General features: G+C 69.2%; 21 protein-coding genes and 1 tRNA gene. 17 read left to right on the top strand and 5 right to left on the bottom strand.

Features of this window, described 5'->3' with window-relative positions; genetic code table 11:
* Positions 1 to 75: 75 nt before the first annotated feature.
* From WDU99_RS11875 to WDU99_RS11850, 6 genes are all read left to right on the top strand, one after another.
* Positions 76 to 1,362 carry an aspartate kinase gene (locus WDU99_RS11875; RefSeq protein WP_337332673.1) on the top strand — a complete coding sequence of 429 codons (1,287 nt, stop codon included), beginning with the start codon at positions 76 to 78 and terminating at the stop codon, positions 1,360 to 1,362.
* Between the two features lie 127 nt (positions 1,363 to 1,489).
* Positions 1,490 to 2,563, top strand: a complete 1,074-nt coding sequence (locus tag WDU99_RS11870) for an aspartate-semialdehyde dehydrogenase (RefSeq protein ID WP_337332672.1) — start codon at positions 1,490 to 1,492, stop codon at positions 2,561 to 2,563.
* 42 nt (positions 2,564 to 2,605) lie between these two features.
* Complete coding sequence (locus tag WDU99_RS11865) at positions 2,606 to 4,078, top strand: malate:quinone oxidoreductase (RefSeq protein ID WP_337332671.1); 1,473 nt, start codon at positions 2,606 to 2,608, stop codon at positions 4,076 to 4,078.
* 10 nt (positions 4,079 to 4,088) lie between these two features.
* Complete coding sequence (locus WDU99_RS11860; RefSeq protein ID WP_337332670.1) at positions 4,089 to 4,718, top strand: thymidine kinase; 630 nt, start codon at positions 4,089 to 4,091, stop codon at positions 4,716 to 4,718.
* Between the two features lie 60 nt (positions 4,719 to 4,778).
* A complete protein-coding gene (locus tag WDU99_RS11855) occupies positions 4,779 to 5,519 on the top strand; it encodes a FadR/GntR family transcriptional regulator (RefSeq protein ID WP_337332669.1) in 741 nt (246 codons plus the stop codon).
* An 84-nt stretch (positions 5,520 to 5,603) separates the two neighbouring features.
* Positions 5,604 to 6,896 (top strand): alpha-hydroxy acid oxidase, encoded by a 1,293-nt coding sequence (locus WDU99_RS11850; RefSeq protein ID WP_337332668.1) that lies wholly within the window; start codon positions 5,604 to 5,606, stop codon positions 6,894 to 6,896.
* Between the two features lie 124 nt (positions 6,897 to 7,020).
* Here WDU99_RS11850 and WDU99_RS11845 read toward each other — a convergent pair whose 3' ends face one another.
* From WDU99_RS11845 to WDU99_RS11830, 4 genes are all read right to left on the bottom strand, one after another.
* Positions 7,021 to 7,794, bottom strand: a complete 774-nt coding sequence (locus tag WDU99_RS11845; RefSeq protein WP_337332667.1) for an HAD-IIB family hydrolase — start codon at positions 7,792 to 7,794, stop codon at positions 7,021 to 7,023.
* A gap of 285 nt (positions 7,795 to 8,079) precedes the next feature.
* Positions 8,080 to 8,153, bottom strand: a tRNA-Pro gene (locus WDU99_RS11840).
* 74 nt (positions 8,154 to 8,227) lie between these two features.
* A complete protein-coding gene (locus tag WDU99_RS11835) occupies positions 8,228 to 9,166 on the bottom strand; it encodes a metallophosphoesterase (protein ID WP_337332666.1) in 939 nt (312 codons plus the stop codon).
* Between the two features lie 2 nt (positions 9,167 to 9,168).
* Entirely contained in the window at positions 9,169 to 11,772 is a 2,604-nt protein-coding gene (locus WDU99_RS11830; RefSeq protein WP_337332665.1) for a transglycosylase domain-containing protein, read from the bottom strand.
* An 83-nt stretch (positions 11,773 to 11,855) separates the two neighbouring features.
* On the opposite strand from WDU99_RS11830, the gene WDU99_RS11825 reads away from it, so the two are divergent.
* Positions 11,856 to 12,080 (top strand): Sp36 family protein, encoded by a 225-nt coding sequence (locus WDU99_RS11825; protein WP_337332664.1) that lies wholly within the window; start codon positions 11,856 to 11,858, stop codon positions 12,078 to 12,080.
* Positions 12,077 to 12,535: a RidA family protein gene (locus WDU99_RS11820; protein ID WP_337332663.1), complete on the top strand. Its 459-nt coding sequence runs from the start codon at positions 12,077 to 12,079 to the stop codon at positions 12,533 to 12,535. Before WDU99_RS11825 ends, WDU99_RS11820 begins: the two co-directional genes overlap by 4 nt.
* Before the next feature lie 102 nt (positions 12,536 to 12,637).
* On the opposite strand, the gene acs is transcribed toward WDU99_RS11820, so the two are convergent.
* Entirely contained in the window at positions 12,638 to 14,608 is a 1,971-nt protein-coding gene (gene acs / locus WDU99_RS11815; RefSeq protein WP_337332662.1) for an acetate--CoA ligase, read from the bottom strand.
* A 393-nt stretch (positions 14,609 to 15,001) separates the two neighbouring features.
* Here acs and WDU99_RS11810 point away from each other — a divergent pair, with 393 nt between their 5' ends.
* The 9 genes from WDU99_RS11810 (at position 15,002) to WDU99_RS11770 (ending at position 24,397) form a co-directional block, all read left to right on the top strand.
* On the top strand, positions 15,002 to 16,015 hold the full coding sequence (locus WDU99_RS11810) for a TadA family conjugal transfer-associated ATPase (protein WP_337332661.1): 1,014 nt from the start codon (positions 15,002 to 15,004) through the stop codon (positions 16,013 to 16,015).
* Complete coding sequence (locus tag WDU99_RS11805; protein ID WP_337332660.1) at positions 16,009 to 16,920, top strand: type II secretion system F family protein; 912 nt, start codon at positions 16,009 to 16,011, stop codon at positions 16,918 to 16,920. The genes WDU99_RS11810 and WDU99_RS11805 overlap by 7 nt, the downstream gene beginning before the upstream one ends.
* A gap of 62 nt (positions 16,921 to 16,982) precedes the next feature.
* Positions 16,983 to 17,204: a DUF4244 domain-containing protein gene (locus WDU99_RS11800; RefSeq protein WP_337332659.1), complete on the top strand. Its 222-nt coding sequence runs from the start codon at positions 16,983 to 16,985 to the stop codon at positions 17,202 to 17,204.
* Positions 17,204 to 17,563 (top strand): TadE family type IV pilus minor pilin, encoded by a 360-nt coding sequence (locus tag WDU99_RS11795; protein WP_337332658.1) that lies wholly within the window; start codon positions 17,204 to 17,206, stop codon positions 17,561 to 17,563. Before WDU99_RS11800 ends, WDU99_RS11795 begins: the two co-directional genes overlap by 1 nt.
* 21 nt (positions 17,564 to 17,584) lie before the next feature.
* A complete protein-coding gene (locus WDU99_RS11790; RefSeq protein ID WP_337332657.1) occupies positions 17,585 to 17,914 on the top strand; it encodes a helicase in 330 nt (109 codons plus the stop codon).
* A 101-nt stretch (positions 17,915 to 18,015) separates the two neighbouring features.
* Positions 18,016 to 20,907 carry a type I DNA topoisomerase gene (gene topA, locus WDU99_RS11785; RefSeq protein ID WP_337332656.1) on the top strand — a complete coding sequence of 964 codons (2,892 nt, stop codon included), beginning with the start codon at positions 18,016 to 18,018 and terminating at the stop codon, positions 20,905 to 20,907.
* Positions 20,904 to 21,530 (top strand): dTMP kinase, encoded by a 627-nt coding sequence (gene tmk / locus WDU99_RS11780; RefSeq protein WP_337332655.1) that lies wholly within the window; start codon positions 20,904 to 20,906, stop codon positions 21,528 to 21,530. Before topA ends, tmk begins: the two co-directional genes overlap by 4 nt.
* A gap of 144 nt (positions 21,531 to 21,674) precedes the next feature.
* Entirely contained in the window at positions 21,675 to 22,832 is a 1,158-nt protein-coding gene (locus tag WDU99_RS11775) for a DNA polymerase III subunit delta' (RefSeq protein ID WP_337332654.1), read from the top strand.
* On the top strand, positions 22,829 to 24,397 hold the full coding sequence (locus WDU99_RS11770) for an alpha/beta hydrolase (protein ID WP_337332653.1): 1,569 nt from the start codon (positions 22,829 to 22,831) through the stop codon (positions 24,395 to 24,397). Before WDU99_RS11775 ends, WDU99_RS11770 begins: the two co-directional genes overlap by 4 nt.
* The last annotated feature ends 22 nt before the right edge of the window (positions 24,398 to 24,419 follow it).

Raw genomic sequence — 24,419 nt, 5'->3', positions numbered from 1 at the left:
ATGCGTGATCGCGCATGGACGTCGTCCGTACAATGGCTGGTGGGTGAAACCGCCCGCAGTCCCGGGGAGTTATCAGTGGCACTGATCGTGCAGAAGTATGGCGGCTCGTCCGTCGCCGACGCCGAGAGCATCAAGCGCGTGGCCAAGCGCATCGTCGACACCCGTCGTGCCGGACACGACGTCGTCGTGGCGGTCAGCGCCATGGGTGACACCACCGACGAGCTGCTCGAGCTCGCTCATGATGTCGCGCCGATCCCCGCGCCCCGCGAACTCGACATGCTGCTCTCCAGCGGTGAGCGCATCTCGATGGCGCTGCTGGCGATGACCATCCATTCGATGGGCTTCGAAGCACGCTCGTTCACCGGCAGCCAGGCCGGCATGATCACCGATTCCCACCACGGCAAGGCACGCATCGTCGATGTCACCCCGGTGCGCCTGCGCGAAGCGCTCGACGAGGGCGCGATCGTCATCGTGGCCGGGTTCCAGGGTTTCAACCGCGACACCCGCGACATCACCACGCTCGGCCGCGGCGGTTCCGACACCACGGCCGTCGCCCTGGCCGCGGCTCTCAACGCCGATGTCTGCGAGATCTACAGCGACGTCGACGGCATCTTCACCGCCGACCCGCGGGTGATCCCGCGTGCCCGCAAGCTCGACCGGATCTCCAGCGAGGAGATGCTCGAGCTGGCGGCCAACGGCGCCAAGGTGCTGTACATCCGCGCCGTCGAGTACGCGCGTCGCCACGGCGTGCTCATCCACGCCCGCTCGACGTTCTCGTCGGCAGAGGGCACCTATGTTCTCGGCGAGGGCATGCAGGCCCCGCGCCCATCCGAGGGAGAAGCCATGGAAGAACCCATCGTCGCCGGCGTCGCCACAGACCTGAGCCAGGCGAAGATCACCGTCGCAGGCGTGCCAGACGTGCCTGGAAAGGCCGCCGAGATCTTCAAGATCGTCGCGAAGTCGGGCGCCAACGTCGACATGATCGTGCAGAACGTGTCGGCCGCATCCACCGGTCGCACCGATATCTCGTTCACCCTGCCGAAGGCCGACGCCTCCAGCGCGATCAAGGCGCTGGCCGCCGAGCAGAGCGACGTCGGCTTCGAGAACCTGCTGCACGACGACCAGATCGGCAAGCTGTCGGTCGTCGGCGCCGGCATGCGCACCCACTCGGGGGTATCGGCGATCCTGTTCGAGGCGCTCAGCGCCGGCGGCATCAACATCGAGATGATCTCGACCTCCGAGATCCGCATCTCGGTCGTGCTGCGCGGCTCCGATCTCGCCGAGGCCGCCCGCACGGTGCACAGCGCCTATGGCCTCGACAGCGAGATCGAGGCCATCGTCCACGCCGGCACCGGCCGCTGACGCACAGCATCCCCACCCGACAGCGACGGGGTAGACTCGCCGCAACCCTGACACCGGCGCCAGGCGCAGCATCCGCATCCTGGGCGCTGAGCCTGGCGTATCCGTCTCGACGCCAAGGACCCATTCAATGACCCGCATCTCCGATTCCGGATTCTCGATCGCGATCGTCGGCGCCACCGGCCAGGTGGGCACCGTCATGCGCGACATCCTCGCCGAGCGCGCGTTCCCGATCCGCGAACTGCGCCTGTTCTCGTCGTCCCGTTCCGCGGGCACGGCGATCGAGTACGGTGGCGAGACCGTGATCGTCGAAGACGTCGAGAAGGCGGATGCCGCGGGCATCGACATCGCGCTGTTCTCCGCCGGTGCGACCGCGAGCCGCGCGTACGCGCCGAAGTTCGCCGCCGTCGGCGCCGTCGTGGTCGACAACTCCAGCGCATGGCGCATGGACCCCGAGGTGCCGCTGGTGGTCAGCGAGGTGAATCCGGATGCCATGGACGAGCGTCCCAAGGGCATCATCGCCAACCCGAACTGCACCACGATGGCGGCCATGCCGGTGCTGAAGGCGCTGCACGCCGAGGCCGGCCTTGAGCGACTCATCGTGTCGACCTATCAGGCCGTCTCGGGGTCGGGGCTGGCCGGGGCACAGGAGCTGCTCGGCCAGGTGGAGGGCGTGCTCGCCCAGGGCGATACGCTGCGCCTGGTGCACGACGGATCATCGGTCGACTTCCCCCAGCCCGAGAAGTACGTCGCCCCGATCGCGTTCGACGTCATCCCGCTGGCGGGGTCCGTCGTCGACGACGGCGACAACGAGACCGATGAGGAGAAGAAGCTCCGCAACGAGAGCCGCAAGATCCTCGGTCTGCCCGACCTCCGCGTCGCGGGCACCTGCGTGCGCGTGCCGGTGTTCACCGGCCACTCGCTGTCGATCAACGCCGAATTCGCGAACGACATCACTCCCGCCCGGGCCTACGAGGTGCTGGCATCCGCTCCCGGCGTCATCGTCGACGAGGTTCCCACCCCTCTGCAGGCGGCAGGCAAGGACCCGAGCTTCGTCGGACGCATCCGCGCCGACCAGTCCGCCCCCGAGGGCAAGGGCCTGGTGCTGTTCATCAGCAACGACAACCTGCGCAAGGGTGCCGCGCTGAACGCCGTGCAGATCGCCGAGGAGCTCACGCGGCGTCTCGCGCCCGTCACCGCGTGACGCGCGGAGAAGCGGTCGGATGCTGACGGCTAGACTGATCTGGTGACTGAAACCGTCGATGTCGTTCTGATCGGTGGGGGCATCATGTCCGCCACACTGGGTACCCTGCTGCGCGAATTGCAGCCGGACTGGAAGATCGTCGCCTATGAGCGACTGAGCGACGTCGGGCAGGAGAGCTCGAACCCGTGGAACAACGCGGGTACCGGTCACGCGGCCCTGTGCGAGCTGAACTACATGCCGCAGGGCAAGGACGGGTCTCTCGACCCAGCCAAGGCGATCTCGATCAACGAGCAGTTCCAGCAGAGCCGCCAGTTCTGGTCGACGCTGGTCGACCGCGGTGTGCTCGACGGACCATCCACGTTCATCAACAGCACCCCGCACATGACGTTCGTGCGCGGTGAGAAGGACGTCGCCTTCCTCAAGTCGCGCTACGAGGTGCTCAAGCAGCAGCCGCTGTTCGATGGCATCGAGTACAGCGAGGACTCACGGGTCATCAACCAGTGGGCGCCGCTGCTGATGCAGAAGCGCCGCAAGGGCGAGCCGTTCGCCGCGACCCGGGTGCCTTCGGGCACCGACGTCGACTTCGGCGCGCTCACCCACCAGCTCTTCGACCACCTCGCTGCCTCGGGCGTGCAGGTGCGCACCGATCACGAGGTGCGTCGCCTCAAGCGGCAGTCCGACGGCACCTGGCTGCTCAAGTACCGTCACACCATCGGCCGCACGCCCGGCCAGGTCAAGGCGCGGTTCGTGTTCGTCGGGGCGGGCGGCTGGGCGCTCAAGCTGCTGCAGCGCTCGGGTATCCCCGAGATCAAGGGCTACGGCGTCTTCCCGATCGGCGGACAGTTCCTGAAGACCTCCGACCCCGCGATCGTCGGCCAGCACAAGGCGAAGGTGTATTCGCAGGCATCCGTCGGCGCCCCGCCGATGTCGGTGCCGCACCTCGACACCCGCGTCGTCGACGGCGAGGCCTCGCTGATGTTCGGGCCGTTCGCGACCTTCAGCCCGAAGTTCCTCAAGAACGGCTCCTGGTTCGACATCGTCGGCCAGGTGCGCGGGCACAACCTGTGGCCGATGCTGCGCGTCGCGTTCGCCAACCCCGACCTGATCACGTACCTGCTGGGCGAGCTGGCGAAGACCCACCGCAAGAAGGTCGACAGTCTGCGCACCTTCATGCCGACCGCGAAGGATGGCGACTGGACGCTGATCCAGGCCGGTCAGCGTGCCCAGGTGATGAAGAAGGACCCCGAGAAGGGTGGCATCCTGCAGTTCGGCACCGAGGTCGTCGCCGCTGAGGACGGCTCGATCGCCGGTCTGCTGGGTGCGTCTCCGGGGGCGTCGACGGCCGTTCCGATCATGCTGGGCCTGCTCAGGCGGTGCTTCCCCGAGCAGTACGCCGGCTGGGAGCCCACACTGCGTGAGCTGATCCCGACGATGGGGGAGAAGCTCAACGACGATGCCGCCGCCGCCGAGCAGTCGATGGACGCGACGGCATCCACCCTCTCGCTCACGGCCTGACGGAGCGACCGTGGCGAAGCTGTACTTCCGCTACGGCGCGATGAACTCCGGTAAGTCGACCGCGCTGCTGCAGGCCGCGTACAACTACGAGGAGCGCGGACAGCGCGTGCTGCTGGCCAAACCCGAGATCGACACCAAGGGCGCCTCGCAGATCGAGAGCCGGCTGGGCGTCACCCGCGAGGTCGACTTCCTGATCGGCGAGAACGACGACGCGCGTGCCCTGTTCCATGCCGAGCGTGAGAAGGTGCGCAACGAGGGCGCTGACGAGCTGCTGCCCTCCGACCCCGAGGATGTCGCGTGCCTGCTGATCGATGAGGCACAGTTCCTGTCGGCCGACCAGATCGACGACCTGTTCCGAATCGCGGTTCTCGACGGCATCCCGGTGATGGCCTACGGCATCCGCAACGACTTCCGCACTCATGCCTTTCCCGGATCTGCGCGACTGCTGGCGATCGCGCATTCGCTGGAGGAGCTGAAGACCATCTGCCGCTGCGGTCGCAAGGCGGTGTTCAACGGTCGGCTGATCGACGGGCGGTTCGTCTTCGACGGCGACCAGGTCGCGATCGACGGCGCCGCGGTGACCTATGAGTCGCTGTGTGGCAACTGCTATCTGGAGGAGTCCGGCGGAATCCTCGGCTGAGAGCCGGTTTGCGTGGTCTGACCACACCGGGTAGCCTGTGGTCAGACCACAGGAGGACGGATGCCGCAGACTGTCGCGACCCAGCGTGCGTGGCGCACGGTGCTCGAGCGCATCGAGAACGACCTGCTGATCGGCACCCTCGGGCCGGGCGACCGGCTGCCCTCCGAACGGGACCTGGCCGCAGACCTCGGCGTCGGCCGCTCCAGCGTGCGCGAGGCGCTGCGCGTGCTCGAGGTGATGGGACTGATCCGCACCGCCACCGGCTCGGGGCCGCAGGCGGGCGCGATCGTCATCGCGACGCCCTCGGGTGGCATGTCGACACTGCTGCGACTGCAGGTCGCGGCGCAGGGATTCCCCCTGGCCGATGTCGTCCAGACCAGACTCGTTCTCGAAGACGCCGTCGCAGCGGCACTCGCCGCCGACGCCGCGCGAGACATGGATGCCGTCCATGCGCTGCTCGATGCCATGGACGACGACGGACTCTCGGCGCCGGAGTTCCTCGCCCTCGACGCCCAATTGCACTACGCTCTCGCCGAGGCCTCCGGCAACACGGTGATCACGGCGATGATGGCGGGTCTGCGCACCTCCATCGAGTCGTACGTGCTCGAGGGGTCGGCGCGGATCGAGGACTGGACGAGTATGGTCGCGCACCTGCGCACCGAACACCGGGACATCGTCACCGCAATCGACGCCGGCGACGCGGATGCGGCGAGCCACCTGATCCGGGCCCACATCACCGGCTACTACACCGCCGCCGGACTCGTGCCCGACCGCCGCGCGGTGCTCACCGAGAACGACTGACCCCACACTCCGGGTCCCCGAGGCCCGCCCGCAATCCGGGTCCCTGAGCTTGTCGAAGGGCCCGCCCACACGAGAGGAACACCGATGGTCAAGCGCCAGGTGCCCAACCCGGTCGAGCTGCTCGAGCTCATGAAGTTCAAGAAGCCCGAGTTCAACGGCAGGAAGCGCCGACTCGATGCCGCGCTGACGATCTACGATCTGCGTGACATCGCCAAGCGACGCACCCCCAAGGCCGCGTTCGACTACACCGACGGCGCCGCCGAGGGCGAGCTGTCGCTGGCGCGCGCACGTCAGGCGTTCGAGGACGTGGAGTTCCACCCCGGCATCCTCGCCCCCGCTCCCACGGTCGACACCTCGGTCGAGATCCTCGGCGGGCCGTCGGCGCTGCCGTTCGGCATCGCGCCCACCGGCTTCACGCGTCTCATGCAGACCGAGGGTGAGGAGGCGGGCGCCGGTGCGGCTGCTGCCGCGGGCATCCCGTTCACCCTCTCCACGCTCGGCACCACCTCGATCGAGGGCGTGAAGGCCGCCACCCTTCGAGAGCCGCAGGGGCCGGTCCCCGGACGCAACTGGTTCCAGCTGTACGTCATGCGCGATCGCGAGATCTCGTACGAGCTCACGCGCCGCGCCGCCGCCGCGGGCTTCGACACCCTGCAGTTCACGGTCGACACCCCGGTCGCCGGGGCCCGCCTGCGCGACAAGCGCAACGGGTTCAGCATCCCACCGCAGCTCACGCTCGGCACGATCATCAACGCCATTCCGCGCCCGTGGTGGTGGTACGACTTCCTCACCACCCCCAAGCTCGAGTTCGCCTCGCTCAGCACCACGGGCGGCACCGTCGGCGAGCTGCTCGACGCCGCGATGGACCCGACCATCAGCTACGACGACCTTGCCGTGATCCGTGATCTCTGGCCCGGCAAGATCATCATCAAGGGCGTGCAGAACGTCGAGGACTCGGTGCGTCTGAGAGACGCCGGTGTCGACGGGATCGTGCTCTCGAACCACGGCGGACGCCAGCTCGACCGGGCGCCGATTCCCTTCCGTCTGCTGCCGCACGTGCGCAAGGCCGTGGGCGATGACTTCACCGTCATGGTCGACACGGGCATCATGAACGGCGCCGACATCGTGGCATCCGTCGCCCTCGGCGCCGACTTCACCCTCATCGGCCGGGCTTACCTGTACGGCCTGATGGCGGGCGGCCGGCAGGGCGTAGACCGCACCATCGAGATCCTGCGGGTCGAGATCGAGCGCACGATGCGCCTGCTCGGGGTGTCGTCGCTCGCCGAGCTCGAGCCGAAGCACGTCACGCAGCTGTCGCGCCTGGTGCCGGTCGGCGGCACCGTCGCCGGGGCGGCCGCGGAGGTCGTCGCCGGCTGACGATCCGGGCGGGTCCGCCCGGATCAGGTGATCCGCTCCGACGCAGGCCGGTTTCTCCGAGATCGACCTGCTCCGGGGCGCATCGCCTGTTCTCGGGCTGTGGCGGCGGTCGGGTCGGATGCTGTCAGCGCGCGGCCGGAACGGGCAGCGTCGCCAGCAGTGCGTCGAGCTTGTCGGCGGTGTCCTGCCAGCCTTCGACGGCGACGGAGGGCACACCGATCGCGAGCACGGGGTAGTCGTTGCCGCCCTCGTCGAGACGGTCGCCGTAGAAGAGCATGTCGGCGAGGGGGATGCCGGTGAGCTCGGCCAACCGGGTCATGCCGTACGCCTTGTCGATCCCGGCGCGGGTGATGTCGATCGAGGTCGAGCCTCCGGAGCGCACCTCGAGTCCGGGCAGGCGGGGTGCCACGGCGTCCCTCAGAGCGGCGCGCCGCTCGCCGGTCGGATCCCAGGCGTGCTTCGCGTCACGCGGGGCCTGCTGGCCCAGGGCCGAGAAGGTGATCTGCGATCCACGGTCCTCGAGGATCTCGCCCCAGGTCTCACTCTCCCAGAGTCCGAGGCGCTCGGCTTCCTCGCGCAGTGCGGTGAGCGCGGCGGACTTCTCGGTGTCGGAGAGATCGTGCGCGTACACGGTCGTGTAGGCGGTGCTGTCGTGGCGCAGGTAGCGGGTGCCGCAGGTGGGCAGCAGGTGCAGACGGCTGTGGTCGACGTCGTCGAGGATGGTGAGTCGGGCGATCACCTGGTTGCGGAACTGCTCCTCGTTGCCGCCCGAGATGATCGCCACGTCGACCCGGCGCAGCAGCTCGCGCAGCAGGTCGGCGATGCGGTCGTCGATCTGGCCCTTGGACGGCGCGAGGGTGTCATCGAGGTCGAAGGCGACCAGGCGAGGGGTAGTCATGATGGCTCCAGTTTAGGAGAGGGAGCTGGGAGTGAGTGGATGCGGGCTCGCGGCTTCGCCGCATCGCGTGCGGACGGGGCGGCTCGGCGCTGGCGCGCCTCGCCTGGTGCACACGTCGCGACGGGGTGCTTCCCCACGGCGCACTCCACGCGCCGCTCGTTGGGAAGGTGCGTCACGCTGGGAAGGCGGGCGGCGCGTGGAGCCTCCGCGCCGTGGGGCCTCTCTGGAACACCGACGGAAATGCCGCGAGACCCCGCCCTCCGGGCGGGGTCTCGCGGCATTGAGTCGGGGTGACAGGATTTGAACCTGCGGCCTCTTCGTCCCGAACGAAGCGCGCTACCAAGCTGCGCCACACCCCGTGATTGCAACCGTTCAAGTCTACATGCCTCGTGGGCAGGTGCCGAATCGATGCCGTCCGCCGGGCGTGCCCGCGTCAGGCCGAGCGCGCCGTCAGAGTCAGCAGGGTCGCCTCGGGGCGGCAGGCGAAGCGCACGGGGGCGTAGATCGAGTGTCCGCAGCCTGCGCTGACGTTCAGCGGCACCGTGCGGCCGCCGTGCGACCACGTGCTCAGACCCTTGGCCTGCTTCAGCGGGATGTCGCAGTTCGCCACGATCGTGCCGTAGCCGGGCAGGCAGACCTGACCGCCGTGCGTGTGGCCGCCGAAGATGGCATCCGCACCGAGGTCGACGAACTCGTTCATCACTCGCTGATATGGTGCGTGCGTCACGCCGATGCGCGATGATCGGCCCGGTGCCGAGCCCAGCGCCGCAAGAGCGTCAGGCAGGGTGTCCAGCTGATCCCAGCCGCGATGCGCGTCGTTCACGCCGAAGAAGTCGATGCTGTTCCCCGCGACCTCCAGCCGTGCCGCGGCGTTGTTCAGGCCGTGCCAGCCGAGCTCGTCGGTGAAGTACGCGTCCATTGCCTCCGTGTCGAGCAGGTTCGACACGGCGTGCGTCCTCGAGGGACCGGCGAAGTACTTGAAGGGGTTGCGGGGTGAGGGGGCCTGCACGTCGTTCGAGCCGTGCACGAAGACCCCCGGGATGCCCACGAACGGCGCGAACGCGCGTCGGATGCCCACGAGTGCGTCCCGGTGACCCAGATTGTCGCCCGTGTTGACGATCAGATCCGGTTCGAGCGCGATCAGCGATGCCAGCCAGTCCTGCTTGCGGTGCTGCCACGGAGCCATGTGCGCATCAGACACGTGCAGCACCCGCACGGGGGCGCTTCCCGGCGCGAGGGCCGGGGCGGTCACCTCGCGCACGGTGAACAGGTAGCGTTCGATGCCGATGCCCCAAACCGCGGCGCCGACGCCGACGGCCCCCACCGCGCCGAGCGCGATGAGGGCCGGGTTCGCGCCGCGGCGAGCGGTCATTCCTACTCGCCCTCGCACGTCAGCGTGATCGTCGTGCCGCCGGGCGCGGCGGTGCCGGCGGGCGGATTCTGACTCGAGATGTCGGAGTTGCCCCGGCATCCCTCGTCGTCGACCTCGAAGCCCATCGCCTCGAGGGCAGCCTTGGCGGGCCCGTACTTCACCCCCACGACGTTCGGCACGGCCGTGCCGACCTCGGTCTCGGGAGCCTTCCCGCTGCTGGGGCTGAGGGTCACGGTGGTGCCGCCGGCCACGCGGCCGGCACCCGGGTCCTGCTCAGCGACGGTGCCCTTGGGGTGGGTGCTGTCCACCTCGTCGCCCACCTGCACCGAGAAGCCGGCCTCTTCGAGGGTCTTCTCGGCCTCTTCGATCGTCATGCCGACGACATCGGGCAGATCCTTCATCACGCGGCGCGTGAGGTTGGGATCGGGCTCCGGGAAGCGGTCGCCGCCGTACGCGGCGTTGGCTGCGCGCTGAAGGTCCCGCGCCAGCGGGTAGCGGATGTCGTTGAGACGGGTGCCGTAGGCACTGAAGTCTCCCAGGTCCTCGCGACCGTTGACGTTTCCGACCCACACCGCGGTGGTCACCTTGGTGCTCGACTCGACGAGCATGGTGTGCGACTTCTCGGCGGTACCGGTCTTGCCGATCACCGGCACACCGTCGTACGGGTTCGCCCCTGAACCGGTGCCGCCCTCCATCACACCGCGCAGTGCGAACGCCGCGGTCGCCGCGACCTCGGGCGAGATCACCTGGGTGCAGCTGGTCTCGGGCAGCGGCATCTCCTTGCCGTCCTGGCCGACGATCTTGTCGATCACGCGCGGCTCGCAGAACTTGCCCTTGTTGGCGACCGTCGCGTAGGCGCCGGCCATCTGGATCGGAGCGATCGACTTCGAGCCGAGCACCGTGGGGAACGGATCGTTCGGGGCGTTGCCGTCGGTGGTGACATCCCCCATATCGCCGTAGTGCACGCCGAGACGCTTGGCCATCTTGTTGATGTCGCACAGATCGAGCTGCTGTGCCATCGCCAGGAAGCCGGTGTTCAGCGACGCGGCCGTGAACCGGCGGACGCTGCTGACCGAGCCACGGCCGTTGGCGAAGTTCTCGATCATGGCGGTGTTGGTGAGCTTGTCACCGCATCGCGTGAACGGGCTGTACACCCTCGCACGTCCGTCGAGCACCTCGTTGACCGAGCGACCGTCCTCCAGCCACTGCAGCAGAGTGAACAGCTTGTACGTCGATCCGGTCTCGAACCCGCCCGACGAGCCGTTGTGGGCGCGGTCCGCGGCGAACACCTGCGCGGACTCGCCCTCGGCGAGCTTGGCGTTCGCCGACTCGCTGAACCTGGTGTTCTGCGCGATTGCGAGGATGCGTCCGGTGGTCGCCTCGATCGAGACGCCGGCACCGCCGACGAGGATCCCCGGCATCGATGCGGGCACACGGTCGTGCACGGCCTGCACAGCCGGGCCCTGCACCCGCATGTCGAGCGACGTGTAGATCTTCAGTCCACCGCGCAGCCGGTTCTCGAGTCGCTCCTCGGGGGTGGCGCCGAAGGCCTCGTCGTCCTCCATGACCGCCTTGACGTACTGGCAGAAGTAGGCGTTGTCGCCCGCGGCCGCACAGCCCTGCGTGGCCTGCTTGATTTGCGGCTCCACCGGGGTGGCGACCGCCGCGTCGTGCTCCTCCTTGGTGATCTGGCCGTTCTCGAGCATCTGGCCGAGCACGTAGTCGCGGCGGTCCTTGGTCGTCGCGTAGCCGTCTTCCTTGGTGTTGTGCCTGACCAGCGACTCGCCTTCGCCTTCCGACCAGGTGCCCTCGGTGGGGCGGTCGATGCGCAGCAGGTTCGGCTCCTGAACCATGCCGGCCAGGGCAGCCGCCTGCACCAGGGTGAGCTTGGCGGCGGTCGTGCCGAAGTAGCGGTTGGCGGCGGCCTCGATGCCGTAGGTGGTGCCGCCGAAGTTCGACACGTTCAGGTAGCCGAGCAGGATCTCGTTCTTCGAGTAGTCCTTCTCGATCTGCACCGCGTAGCGCATCTCCTGCAGTTTGCGCTCGATGCCCTCGGCGCCCTTGGCCTGCGCGGCCTCGGTGAAGCATGCCTGCATCTGCTCGTCGTAGTCGGGCGCGTTGGGCGGGACGCCCTGCTCGCACTGCTGGATCAGTGCGTTCTTGACGTACTGCTGCGTGATCGTCGAGGCACCGCGCGACGAGGCGCCGGTGAAGTTCTCGATCGCTGCCTTCATCGTCTGCAGCAGGTTCACGCCGCCGTGCGAGTAGAAGTTCTTGTCCTCACTCGACAGCACCGCGTCGTACAGCAGCGGAGACACCTGGTCGAAGGTGACCGGCACGCGGTTCTGCTCGTAGAACGTCGCCAGTTCGAACGGCTTGCCGTCCTTGTCATTGCCGTAGATCGTCGTCGGAGCCATCGGTGCCGTGGGCTTCAGATAGCTCGGCAGGTTGTCGAACAGCGTCATGGCCTGTGAGCCGCTGACACCGGCGACTGCGATGGCGGGGGTGACGGCGGCGGTCGCCAGGACTCCGGCGACGACGCTGAGGCCGACCAGGCCCAGCAGGCCGCTGAGCACACCCTTCACCGTGCGTTTCGTTTGAGGCATACGCTTGATGGTAGGGGAATTCCCTGAATAGAAGCCTCGACGCCGGCATCCGATGCCGGAGGTCGCCGACGCGCAGGAGTGCCATGACCACGTGGGAGTATCTGACCACACCGCTGCTGATCCACAACACGGCGGCGATCCTCAACAACTGGGGCAAGCAGGGCTGGGAGCTCGTGCAGGTGATCCAGGGGCCCGAGGGCGGCCTCGTCGCCTACTTCAAGCGCCCGATCACGCAGGACTCCACCGCCAACGCCGGCCTTGCGGCCGCGGCGGAGGCATCGCGTCAGTTCGAAGGGGAAGCACAGTGAGCGTCTCCGCCCGTCTGCAGGAGCTCGGCATCGAGCTGCCCGCCGTCGCCGCGCCCGTGGCCGCGTACGTGCCGGCCATCGTGCACGGCGACCTCGTCTACACGTCGGGTCAGCTCCCGTTCGAAGGCGGCGCGCTTCCGGCGACCGGCAAGGTCGGCGCCGAGGTGGATGCTGAGGATGCCAAGGCCTACGCGCGTACCTGCGCGCTGAACGCACTCGCCGCGGCGGCGGCCGCTGCGGGCGGCGTCGACCGGATCGGCGGCGTGCTGCGGGTCGGCGGGTTCGTGGCATCCGACCCCGCCTTCGCGGGCCAGCCCGGCGTCATCAACGGAGCCAGCGAGGTGCTCGGCGAGATCTTCGCCGAGGCGGGCGCCCATGCGCGCGCCGCCGTCGGCGTCGCCGTGCTGCCGCTGGACGCGCCCGTCGAGGTCGAGGTGACCTTCACCCTCGCCTGACGGGTTCCGCCGAGGCCCCCTCGCAACATCGAGACCCCCTCGCAGCTACGCAACTGCGAGGGGGTCTCGACGAGCAGAGGGGGCCTCGGCGAAGGTGAAGGCCTACTTGACCTGGCTCGAGATCGTGCTCATCACGAGCGTGTCGGCCAGCGTCGTCACATCGCCGACCTCGCGGCCTTCGGCCACGTCACGCAGCAGACGCCGCATGATCTTGCCCGAGCGGGTCTTCGGCAGCTCCGGCACGATGTACACGTCGCGGGGACGCGCGATCGGTCCGATCTGCTCGCCCACCCACGAGCGCAGCAGGGCGGTGAGGCCCTCGGGTGAATGCGCGTCGAGGTAGCTCTGCTTGATGATCACGAACGCGACGACGGCCTGACCTGTCGTCTCGTCGGACGCGCCGACCACGGCCGCCTCCGCGGTGGCCTCGTGCGCCACCAGCGACGACTCGATCTCGGTGGTCGAGAGGCGGTGCCCCGAGACGTTCATCACGTCGTCGACGCGGCCCAGCAGCCACAGGTCGCCGTCCTCGTCGAGGCGGGCGCCGTCACCGGCGAAGTAGTAGCCCTGGTCTTCGAACTTCTCCCAGTAGGTCTCCTTGAACCGCTCGGGGTCGCCCCAGATGCCGCGCAGCATGCTCGGCCACGGTTCGGTGATCACCAGCAGCCCGCCGTTGCCGTTGCCGACCTCGTTGCCGTCATCATCGGTCACGTCGATCGAGATGCCGGGGATCGGCACCTGCGCCGAGCCGGGCTTGGTGGCGGTGATGCCGGGCAGGGGCGAGACCATGATCGCGCCGGTCTCGGTCTGCCACCAGGTGTCGACGATGGGCGTCTTGCCGGCGCCGATGACCTCGCGGTACCACATCCAGGCCTCGGGGTTGATGGGCTCACCCACCGAGCCGAGCAGGCGCAGGCTCGACAGGTCGAACTTCTGGGGGATCTGCCGTCCGAGCTTCATGAACGAGCGGATCGCGGTCGGCGCGGTGTACAGGATCGTCACGCCGTACTTCTGCACCAGCTCCCACCAGCGGCCGGGGTGCGGCGAGTCGGGGGTGCCCTCGAACAGCACCTGGGTGGCGCCGTTCGCCAGCGGTCCGTACGTCACGTAGCTGTGGCCGGTGACCCAGCCGATGTCGGCCGTGCACCAGAACACGTCGGTCTCTGGATGCAGGTCGAAGACGTACTTGTGGGTGTAGGCGGCCTGGGTCAGGTACCCGCCGGAGGTGTGCAGAATCCCCTTCGGCTTGCCGGTGGTGCCCGAGGTGTACAGGATGAACAGCGGGTTCTCCGAGGGGAACGCCTGCGCCTCGTGCTCGGCGGATGCGGCCGGAACGGCGTCGTGCCACCAGATGTCGCGCTCGTCGTTCCAGTCGACGTCGTTGCCGCCGCGCTTGACCACGAGCACGTGCTCGACGGTCTGCTGCTCGCCTTCGCCGTTGCGGTCGGCGAGGGCCTGGTCGACGGCGGGCTTGAGTGCCGAGACCTTGCCCTTTCGGTAGCCTCCGTCGGCGGTGATGACGACCTTCGCGCCGGCGTCGTCGATGCGCGAGCGCAGGCTGTCGGCGCTGAAGCCGCCGAACACGACCGAGTGGATGGCGCCGAGTCGGGCGACGGCGAGCATCGAGACGATCGCCTCGGGGATCATCGGCAGGTAGATGGCCACGCGGTCGCCCTGCCCGATGCCGAGGTCGGTGAGCACGTTGGCGGCGCGCTTGACCTCTTCGGTCAGCTCGGCGTAGGTGATGCGGCGCTCGTCGCCGGGCTCACCCTCCCATAGCAGGGCGACGCGGTCGCCGAGGCCCGCTTCGACGTGACGGTCGAGGCAGTTGTAGGCGACGTTGAGCTTGCCGTCGTCGAACCATTTCGCGAACGGCGGGTTCGACCAGTCGAGCACGCGCGAGAACGGCTTGTGCCAGGTGATGTTCTCGCGGGCCTGGTCGCCCCAGAAGCCCTCGCGGTCGGCGGCGGCGCGCTCGTACAGGGCGGGATCGTCGATGGACTGGGCGGTGAACTCCTCAGACGGCGGGAAACTCCGCGATTCGTCGAGGAGGTGGTCGATCTGGCTGCTCATGGCACTCGCTCCTTTGCGCGGATAGGGCGTCGTGTCGGGGCACGACGGTGACACGGCGAATCTACTCGGGAGGTCCGAGGAAGCCTACTGTCGAAAGTCGGTACTGCGTGTCGCTTGGCAACACCGCTAACTAATGCATACACTGACGACAGCCGATTTTGATATCCGGCTTCAGCGCGCCCGATACCCCCGATGCGGGCTTGCGCCTGGGCGGCACCTCATTCCCCCCGTGAGGTGCCGCCTTGCGCGTTTCCCGGGCCGATCCGACACCCGGTGGGGAGGCCCTGCGACTCGACCCCGCTCCTCCTGCACAGATGACGGATTCGCCGGGTTGTGCACAGCGGCCGGGATCCCGGCGATTCTGCGACGGCGGGCCCATCTAGCGTCGTCGGCATGGCTGATCCCTTCGTGCTCACACCCCGCGGCACCGCGCCTTCGGCGACGCCGACGGGGACATCGGATGCTGCCGCGCTCGCGGTCGACCCCGCCTTCGGTGCGCTGGCGGAGCATGTGCGGGATGCCCGTGCCACCGACATCTTCGTCAACGGCGCGCACGGGCTGTTCGTCGACCGCGGCGACGGCGCCGAGCCGGTGCCGCAGTGGCGGGCATCCGAGCGCGAGGTGCGCGATCTCGCCGTCGCGCTGGTCGCGGCGGGCGGGCGGCATCTCGACGACCAGTCACCGTGCGTCGACGTTCGGCTCGATTCGGGCATCCGCGTGCATGCCGTGCTCGCCCCGGTATCGACCTCGGGTACGGCCCTGTCGATCCGCGTGCCGCGCGTGCTGGGCGCCGACCTCGACGCGCTCGCCGCCTCGGGCACCTTCTCGGGCGCACAGCGCGCGTGGCTGGGCGGGCTGGTCGCGCAGCGCGCGAACGTGCTGATCACCGGCGGCACCGGCACGGGCAAGACGACCCTGCTGGCCGCTCTGCTGTCGGAGGTCGGTCGCGCTGAGCGCATCGTCACGATCGAGGACGTCGCCGAGCTGCGCCCCCGCCATCCACATCACGTGTCGCTCGAGGCACGACAGGCCAACCTCGAGGGCGCTGGTCGCATCAGCCTGGCGGTGCTCGTGCGTGAATCGCTGCGCATGCGGCCGGACCGGCTGGTGGTGGGGGAGTGCCGAGGAGAGGAGGTGCGTGAGCTGCTCACCGCGCTGAACACCGGCCACGACGGCGGCGCCGGCACCCTGCACGCCAGCGGACTGGTCGACGTTCCCGCGCGCATGGAGGCTCTCGGTGCGCTCGCGGGGATGGATGCCACGGCCCTGGCCCGCCAGGTGGTGAGCGCCTTCACCGTCGTGCTGCACCTGCAACGCGACGCCGACGGGAGGCGCCGCATCGCGCAGGCCGGACGGTTCGTGCTCGCCGGCGAGCGCCTCGGCATCGAGGAGGTGGCCCCGTGGTGATCCCGCTGCTCCGCCGCGCGAGATCGGATGCCCGTGCCGCGCGCTCCGGTGATGCGGCTGCAGCGGTGCGCACTCTTGCCGTGCTGCTGCAGGCTGGGGCTCGCCCGATGACCGCCTGGCAGCATCTGGCCGACAGCGGCGACCCGGTCGCCGGACGGGTGATCGAGCGCTGTCGTGATGGTGCGGAGCTGGTCGGTGCCATCGAGGCCGAGGGCGGAGCGTGGTCGGACGTCGCGGCGGCCTGGGAGATCGCGACCACCGTGGGCGCACCCCTGGCGGACGTGCTGCGTGCGCTCGCCGAATCCCTGCACGACGCCGCCTCGGCGGCAGACGACGTGCGCATCGCCCTCGCCGAGCCCACGGGCACGGCGCGACTGCTGCTCTGGCTTCCCTTCGTCGGTCTGCTGCTCGGCCTCGCGCTGGGCTTCGACACCATCGGCGTGCTGTTCACCAACCCGCTCGGAGCGATCTGCGTCGGTCTCGGCATCGTGCTGGTGCTGCTGGCGCGGTGGTGGACGGCGCGGATGGTGCGCGCGGCGCAACCGGAACCGGGCACGCCCGGCATGCATGCCGAGCTCGTCGCGGTGGCGCTCGCCGGCGGCGTCGGGATCCCGAGGGCGCTGCGCCTGGTCGAGCACAGCCCCGCCGATCTGTCGGCCGACCGCAGCGCGACCGACACGGTGCTCGAGCTCTCGCGGGCCGCGGGTGTTCCGGCCGGCGAGCTGCTGCGCGCCTCGGCAGCCCAGCAGCGTCACGACGCCAGGGTGCAGGGACGCGTGCGGGCCGCTCGGCTGTCGTCGAAGCTGCTGCTGCCGCTCGGCGCATGCACACTTCCGGCATTCCTGCTGCTCGGCGTGGCGCCGCTCATGCTCAGTGTGCTCGGCTCCACGCCGCTGCCGATCTGACACTGACCCCGATCTGAAACGGACCCCGGGCGAGAGCCGCCCACGGAGAGAGAAGGAAGACGATGAATGAGAACGAACTGCCGACAGCAGGAGCCCTGCCCGCGCTGACCCGCCGGCGGGCAGCATCCCTGTTCACCGATGAGACGGGAGCCGCGACCGCCGAGTATGCGATCACGACGATGGCCGCCGTCGCCTTCGCCGGGCTGCTCGTGGTGATCATGCGCAGCGATGAGGTGCGCGGCATCCTCACCGATCTCGTGCGGCGGGCGCTGACGGTGTCGTGATGCGCTCGCATGACGGTCGCGGCGGGCTGCGCGGTGAGCGCGGCTCCGTCGCGGCCGAACTCGCCGTCGCCCTGCCCGCCGCGCTGCTGGCGCTGATGCTCGGCGTCGGAGCGCTCAGCGCGGCGGCGACGCAGGTGTCGCTGCAGGATGCCGCGGCGGATGCCGCCCGGCTGATCGGCCGTGGCGAGAGCACATCCCGCGTAGCCGGAGTCGTCTCGACCGCGGTCGACGGCGCGAGTTCCGTCTCGCATGCCACCGGCGACCTGGTGTGCGTCACCGCATCGGTCGACCTGCGCGTGGGACGGATCATCTCCGTGCCGCTGCGCGCCTCGAGCTGTGCCCTCGCGGGCGGGCTCTGAGCAACGGAAACGAGGAGGAACATGGCAGGAACAGCACTCGCCGCCGGCGTGCTGACGGTCGCCGCGACGCTGTCGCTGGGGCTCGCCGCCGTGGGCGGCGCGGCGGTCACCGCCCAGCGCACTGCCGGTGCTGCGGATGCCGCCGCGCTCGCCGCCGCAGACGCCGCATCCGGCGCCGTCGCGAGCGACGACGACCCGTGCGTGCTGGCGGCGCGCGTCGCCGCAGCATCCGACGCGCGCCTCTCGGCGTGCCGCATCGACGCACTCACGGCGACAGTGGAGGTCAGATCCGCGTACTCTGGTCTCGTCGCCGTCTCACGAGCCCGAGCGGGGCCTCCCGAGAGAACATGACGACGAACCCCCTCACCCCGCTGCGACGAAACCGTCGTCGAGCTCTCGGCTCACACCGGGAGAGCGGTGTGTATGGTGTGCTTCGAAGAAAGGATGCACCCTTGGCTGCAGGCAAGAAGCTCGTGATCGTCGAGTCCCCGACGAAGATGCGATCGATTCAGGGGTACCTCGGCGACGGCTACGAGGTGCTCAGCTCGGTCGGTCACATCCGCGACCTGGCCGACAAGAAGGACATCCCCGCCGACGACAAGAAGGCGTACGGCAAGTACTCGATCGACGTCGAGAACGACTTCGACCCCTATTACGTCGTCTCCGACCGCAAGACGAAGACGGTCGCCGAACTGCGGCGCGCGCTGAAGAACGCCGACGAAGTTCTGCTCGCCACAGATGAGGACCGCGAGGGTGAGGCCATCGCCTGGCACCTGCTCGAGACCCTCAAGCCGAAGGTCCCCGTCAAGCGGATGGTCTTCCACGAGATCACCAAGGACGCCATCCAATCGGCCGTCGGCAACACCCGCGAGCTCGACCTCGCCCTGGTCGACGCGCAGGAGACCCGGCGCATCCTCGACCGTCTATACGGCTGGGACGTCTCACCCGTGCTCTGGTACAAGGTCAAGTCCGGTCTGTCGGCCGGCCGCGTGCAGTCCGCCGCCACCCGGATGATCGTCGAGCGCGAACGTGAGCGCATGGCGTTCGTCTCGGCCGAGTACTGGGACGTCGAGGCGATGGCATCCGCCACGGGACAGGCCTTCTCGACCCGTCTCGTGCGCGTCGACGGCGGCCAGCTGGCCCGCGGCACCGACTTCGACGACACCGGCAAGCTCAAGAAAGCCGTCGTCGTGCTCAGCGAGCAGCAGGCGAATGCGCTCGCCGCAGCGGTCGAGGCCGCCGGCGCCGCGACCGTCAGCAGGGTCGAGGCCAAGCCGGGCACCCGCAGCCCTTACGCCCCGTTCACCACCTCCACCATGCAGCAGGAGGCCGGACGCAAACTCTCGATGAGCGCCAAGCACGCCATGGGCGTCGCCCAGCGCCTGTACGAGAAGGGGTACATCACCTATATGCGCACCGACTCGGTCGCGCTGAGCACGCAGGCGATCCAGGCGGCCCGCAGCCAGGCCGTCGCGCTGTACGGCGACGGCGCCGTGCCGCTCAAGCCCCGGGTGTACAAGTCGAAGAGCAAGAACGCGCAGGAGGCGCACGAGGCGATCCGCCCCTCGGGCGACACCTTCCGCACGCCGTCGTCGGTGGCCTCCGGCCTCGACCGCGACGAGCAGCGGCTCTACGACCTCATCTGGAAGCGCACCGTCGCCAGCCAGATGGCGGATGCCAAATACGAGACCACCACGGTCACGCTCGAAGCCGCCGCCGACGGACAGAAGGTCGAGTTCACGGCATCCGGCACGGTCTACACCTTCCGCGGCTTCCTCGAGGCGTACGAAGAGGGGCGCGACGAGAAGCGCAACTCGCAGGACAAGGCCGACGACCAGTCGCTGCCCGCCGTCGCCGTCGGCGATGAGGTCGCGATGTCGGATGCTGTCGCCAAGGGCCACCGCACGACGCCCAAGCCCCGCTACACCGAGGCATCGCTGGTGAAGGCTCTCGAAGAGCACGGCATCGGCCGCCCATCGACCTTCGCCAGCACCATCGGCACTGTGATCGACCGCGGCTACGCCACCAAGCGCGGTCAGGCGCTCGTGCCGACCTGGCTGGCCTTCAGTGTGGTCCGTCTGCTCGAGCAGCACTTCGCCGACCTGATCGACTACGACTTCACCGCCGCGCTCGAAGACGACCTCGATGCCATCGCCCGTGGCGAGCAGAACCGCGTCGAGTGGCTGCGCTCGTTCTACTACGGCTCCGACTCGCAGGTCGGCCTGCGTCAGGTCGTCGACAACCTCGGCGAGATCGACGCGCGGGCGCTGAACTCCACCCGCATCACCGACACCGCCACGCTGCGGTTCGGCAAGTACGGCCCTTACCTCGAGGTCGCCGATCCGGCGAACCCCGAGGCGAAGCCGCGCATCGTCAACGTCCCCGAGGACCTGGCCCCCGATGAGCTGACCGCCGAGAAGGCGCAGGAGCTGATCGACGCCCCGGTCGCGGGTGACCGCGTGCTGGGGGAGAACCCCGAGAACGGCAAGATCATCGTCGTCAAGGACGGCCGCTTCGGACCGTACGTGCAGGAGAGCGATCCGGTCTCCGACGACGACGCCGTCGACACCGCCACCGGTGAGGTCGCCGACGCCAAGCCCAAGAAGAAGTCGGCGAAGAAGGATGCCGCGCCGAAGCCGCGCACCGCGTCGCTGTTCCGCTCGATGTCGGTCGACACCGTCGACCTCGCCACCGCGCTGCAGCTGCTGAGCCTGCCGCGCGTCGTCGGCGCCGATCCGGAATCCGGTGATGAGATCACCGCGCAGAACGGCCGGTTCGGCCCGTATCTGAAGAAGGGCACCGACTCGCGCTCGCTGGAGAGCGAATCGCAGATCTTCGATATCACCCTCGAGCAGGCGCTCGAACTGTACGCGCAGCCGAAGTACGGCGCGCGGAAGGCCTCCAGCGCCCTCAAGGAGTTCGACGCCGACCCCGTCAGCGGCAAGCCGATCCGAGTGCGCGACGGACGTTTCGGCCCCTACGTCACCGACGGCGAGACCAACGTGACGATCCCGCGCGGGCAGACACCCGACGAGATCACCTACGAGATCGCCGTGCAGATGCTCGCCGACAAGCGTGCCAAGGGCCCCGCCGCCAAGCGCGGCAAGAAGGCTCCGGCTAAGAAGAGCACTGCGAAGAAGGCGCCTGCGAAGAAGACGGCTGCGAAGGCATCCGCCAAGCGACGTACTGAGCGAGCGGAGCGAGACGAAGTGACCGACGCCGAGCGCCGTACTGAGCGAGCGGAGCGAGACGAAGTGAAGGCAGCGGCACGCTCCGCCGCCGCAAAGAAGGCCGCCGCGACTCGGGCGGCCAACGCCGCGGCTAAGGCGAAGGCGAGTTCGTGACCGCACCCGAAGGGATCTGGATCACCTTCGAGGGCGGCGACGGATCGGGCAAGTCGACACAGGCCGCACTGCTGGCGTCCTGGCTCGGTGAGCGGGGACGCGCGGTGTTGCAGACCCGCGAGCCGGGCGGGTCCGAGGTGGGCGTGCTCATCCGCGACATCGTGCTGCACCACCGTGGCGACATCGCCCCGCGCGCCGAGGCACTGCTGTACGCCGCCGACCGAGCGCACCACGTGGAGACCGTCGTGCGGCCCGCGCTGGAGCGCGGCGAGGTCGTCATCCAGGACCGCTACCTCGACTCGTCCGTCGCCTATCAGGGCGCGGGACGGGTGCTGGATGCCATCGAGGTGCGCGATCTGTCACTGTGGGCGACGGGTGGTGCCCTGCCGAACCTGACCGTGCTGCTCGACATCGAGCCGGCCCAGGCCCGCCGGCGGCTGGATGCCGATGACAAGCCCTTCGACCGGCTCGAGGCAGAGAAGGAGGAGTTCCACACGCGCGTGCGCGAGGCCTTCCTCGCCCTCGCCGCGGCCGAGCCGCAGCGCTTCCTCGTCGTCGACGCGACCGCCGACCCCGAAGACATCGCCGTGCTCGTGCGCGCCCGTGTCTCGACCCTGCTCTGATCGTGTGCGCTTCGCGCGGAAATGTGCGCTTCGCGCGGACGAATTCGCGGATTCCATCCGCGGGAGGCGTACTTCCCCGCGTGGAGCGCACGCGGTCGTCCGCCGTGCAGTCAGCTGTCGGATGCCGTCGATAGGCTGGACCCCATGACCGCCGTCCAGACCGCACCGTTCCCGTGGGCGGACGTGTGGGGGCAGGATGCCGCCGTGCAGACGCTGCGGCAGGCAGCATCCGATCCGGCGTCGCTGTCGCACGCCTGGCTGATCACCGGCCCTCCAGGGTCGGGGCGCTCGACGCTCGCATACGCGTTCGCCGCGGCCCTCATCGCCGAGGATCCGGACGACGAGGCGACGATGCGCCAGGTGCTCGCCGGCACGCACCCCGACGTCACGGCGCTGCGCACCGACAAGGTGATCATCACGATCAAAGAGGCGCGCGCCCTGGTGGAGCGCTCGTACTTCGCCCCGTCCGCCGGCCGGTACCGGGTGATCGTCGTCGAGGATGCCGATCGCATGGTCGAGCGCACCTCGAACGTGCTGTTGAAGGCGCTCGAAGAGCCACCCGAGCAGACCGTCTGGGTGCTCTGCGCGCCCAGCGAGGCCGACCTGCTGCCCACCATCCGCTCCCGCGTGCGCGCACTGCGGCTGCGTGAGCCCGAGGTCGCCGACGTCGCCAGGCTGATCACGCTGCGCACCGGCGCCGACGAGGCGGTCGCCGAGCGGGCCGCCCGGCACGCGCAGCGGCACATCGGCATGGCGCAGCGACTGGCCGGTCACGACGACGCGCGACGTCGACGTGACGAGAGCCTGCGCGCCGTGCTCGGCGTGCGCGGTGTCGGCACGGCCGTCGAGGTCGCCGGTCAGATCATCCAGGCCGCCACCGACGACGCGAAGTCGCTCACCGCCGAACGGGACGCCGCCGAGCGGGCGGCCCTGCTGCGCACCGTCGGCGTCGCCGAGGGGCAGGCGGTTCCACCCGCGCTGCGCTCGCAGATCTCGGCGCTCGAGGACGAGCAGAAGAAGCGGGCGACCCGCAGCCTGCGCGACGGCATCGACCGCGTGCTCACCGACCTGCAGTCGATGTATCGCGATGTGGTCATGCTGCAGTTCGGCCGCCGCGACGACCTCATCAACCGCGAGCTGCTCACCGAGCTCGAGGCGCTGGCCACCGCGTGGCCGGTGCAGCGCAGCATCCTCGTACTCGATGCCATCGCCGACACCCGCGAGTCGCTGGAGCGCAACGTCGCCCCGCTGCTCGCGCTCGAGAGCCTGCTCGTCACCGTCTCCAGTGGAAGGACACCGTGAACCACCGAACCGAGATCCGCCGGCCGCGTCCGTCGCGTCTGCGCCGCCTGGGCGCCCTCATCGCGGGACTCGCCGTGGCATCCGTCGCCCTCTCGGGCTGCCTCTACTCTCAGATCCCCGAGATGCCCGCTTCAGAGACCCGTGCGCCCGACGCGTCCGACATCGCCCCCGAGCTGATGCCGTACTACTCGCAGGAGCTCACCTGGGAGCAGTGCGGTTCACGCTTCGACTGCACCGAGGTCACCGCGCCACTCGACTGGGAGAACCCGGGTGACGCCGAGATCTCCCTCGCGCTGGTGCGTCATCAGGCGAAGGGCGACTTCCAGGGCTCGCTGCTGATCAACCCGGGCGGCCCGGGTGGCAGCGGCTACGACTTCGTCGCCGACTCCCTTGAGTACGCGGTGGGCCCCGACCTGATCGAGCGCTTCGACGTCATCGGCTTCGACCCGCGCGGCGTGGGGCGCTCCACCGCCGTGCAGTGCCTCGACGACGAGCAGATGGACGAGTACAACTACGGCGTGCTGCAGGCCGAGCGCGGCACCCCCGAATGGGAAGACGAGATCAACGTCCGCAACCAGGAGTACGCCGACGCCTGCGAGGCGAACAGCGACGGCATCCTGCCCTACATCACCACGGTCAACTCGGCGCGCGACATGGACCTCATTCGCGGCGTACTCGGCGACAGCCACCTGAACTACCTCGGCTACTCGTACGGCACCTTCCTCGGCGCCACCTACGCCAAGCTGTACCCCGAGCGCGCGCAGCGCCTCGTGCTCGACGGTGCCATCGACCCCTCGGTGCCCGGCCTGCAGGTCGGCACCACGCAGGCAGCCGGCTTCGAATCCGCGTTGCGGGCGTACATGCAGGACTGCCTCGGCTCCGCCGACTGCCCGTTCAGCGGCTCCCTGGATGAGGCCATCTCCGACTTCCAGGCGCTGCTGGCGAGCATCGCGCGCACGCCGCTCGAGAACGGCGACGGGCGGATGCTGACCGTCGACACCATGGTCACCGGCACCATCACGGCGCTGTACAGCGAGCAGAGCTGGCCCTACCTCACGCAGGGCATCACCGCCGCGCTGCAGGGCGACCCCTCGGTGATGATGGCGCTGGCCGACAGCTACAACAGCCGCGGTCCCGACGGCACGTACCTCGACAACTCCGCCGAGGCGTTCCGTGCGTACAACTGCATGGACTATCCGGTCGAAGACGACCCCGCCGCGGAGGACGCGGCGATGCAGAAGGTGCAGGAGCAGGCTCCGACCTTCGCACCGTACTGGGACGGACCCGACCCCTGCGAGGTCTGGCCGTACCCGCCCACCGGCACCCGTGACGAGATCCCGGCATCAGGCTCAGGGCCGATCGTCGTGGTCGGAACCACCAACGACCCGGCGACTCCCTACGAGTGGTCGGAGTCTCTGGCCGAGCAGCTCGAGAACGGCGTGCTGGTCACGCGCGTCGGCGAGGGGCACACGGGTTACAACAAGGGCGACTCCTGCGTGGATGCCGCCGTCGAGGGTTTCCTCATCGACGGCACCGTGCCGGAAGACGGTCTGCGCTGCGAGTGACGGGGTCGTAGTGTTGAACCAC

The organism is Microbacterium bandirmense (assembly GCF_037204185.1).
GTDB classification, from domain to species: domain Bacteria; phylum Actinomycetota; class Actinomycetes; order Actinomycetales; family Microbacteriaceae; genus Microbacterium; species Microbacterium bandirmense.
The sequence above is the reverse complement of the archived record's forward strand: the minus strand, read 5'-3'. Positions and strand labels throughout refer to the sequence as shown.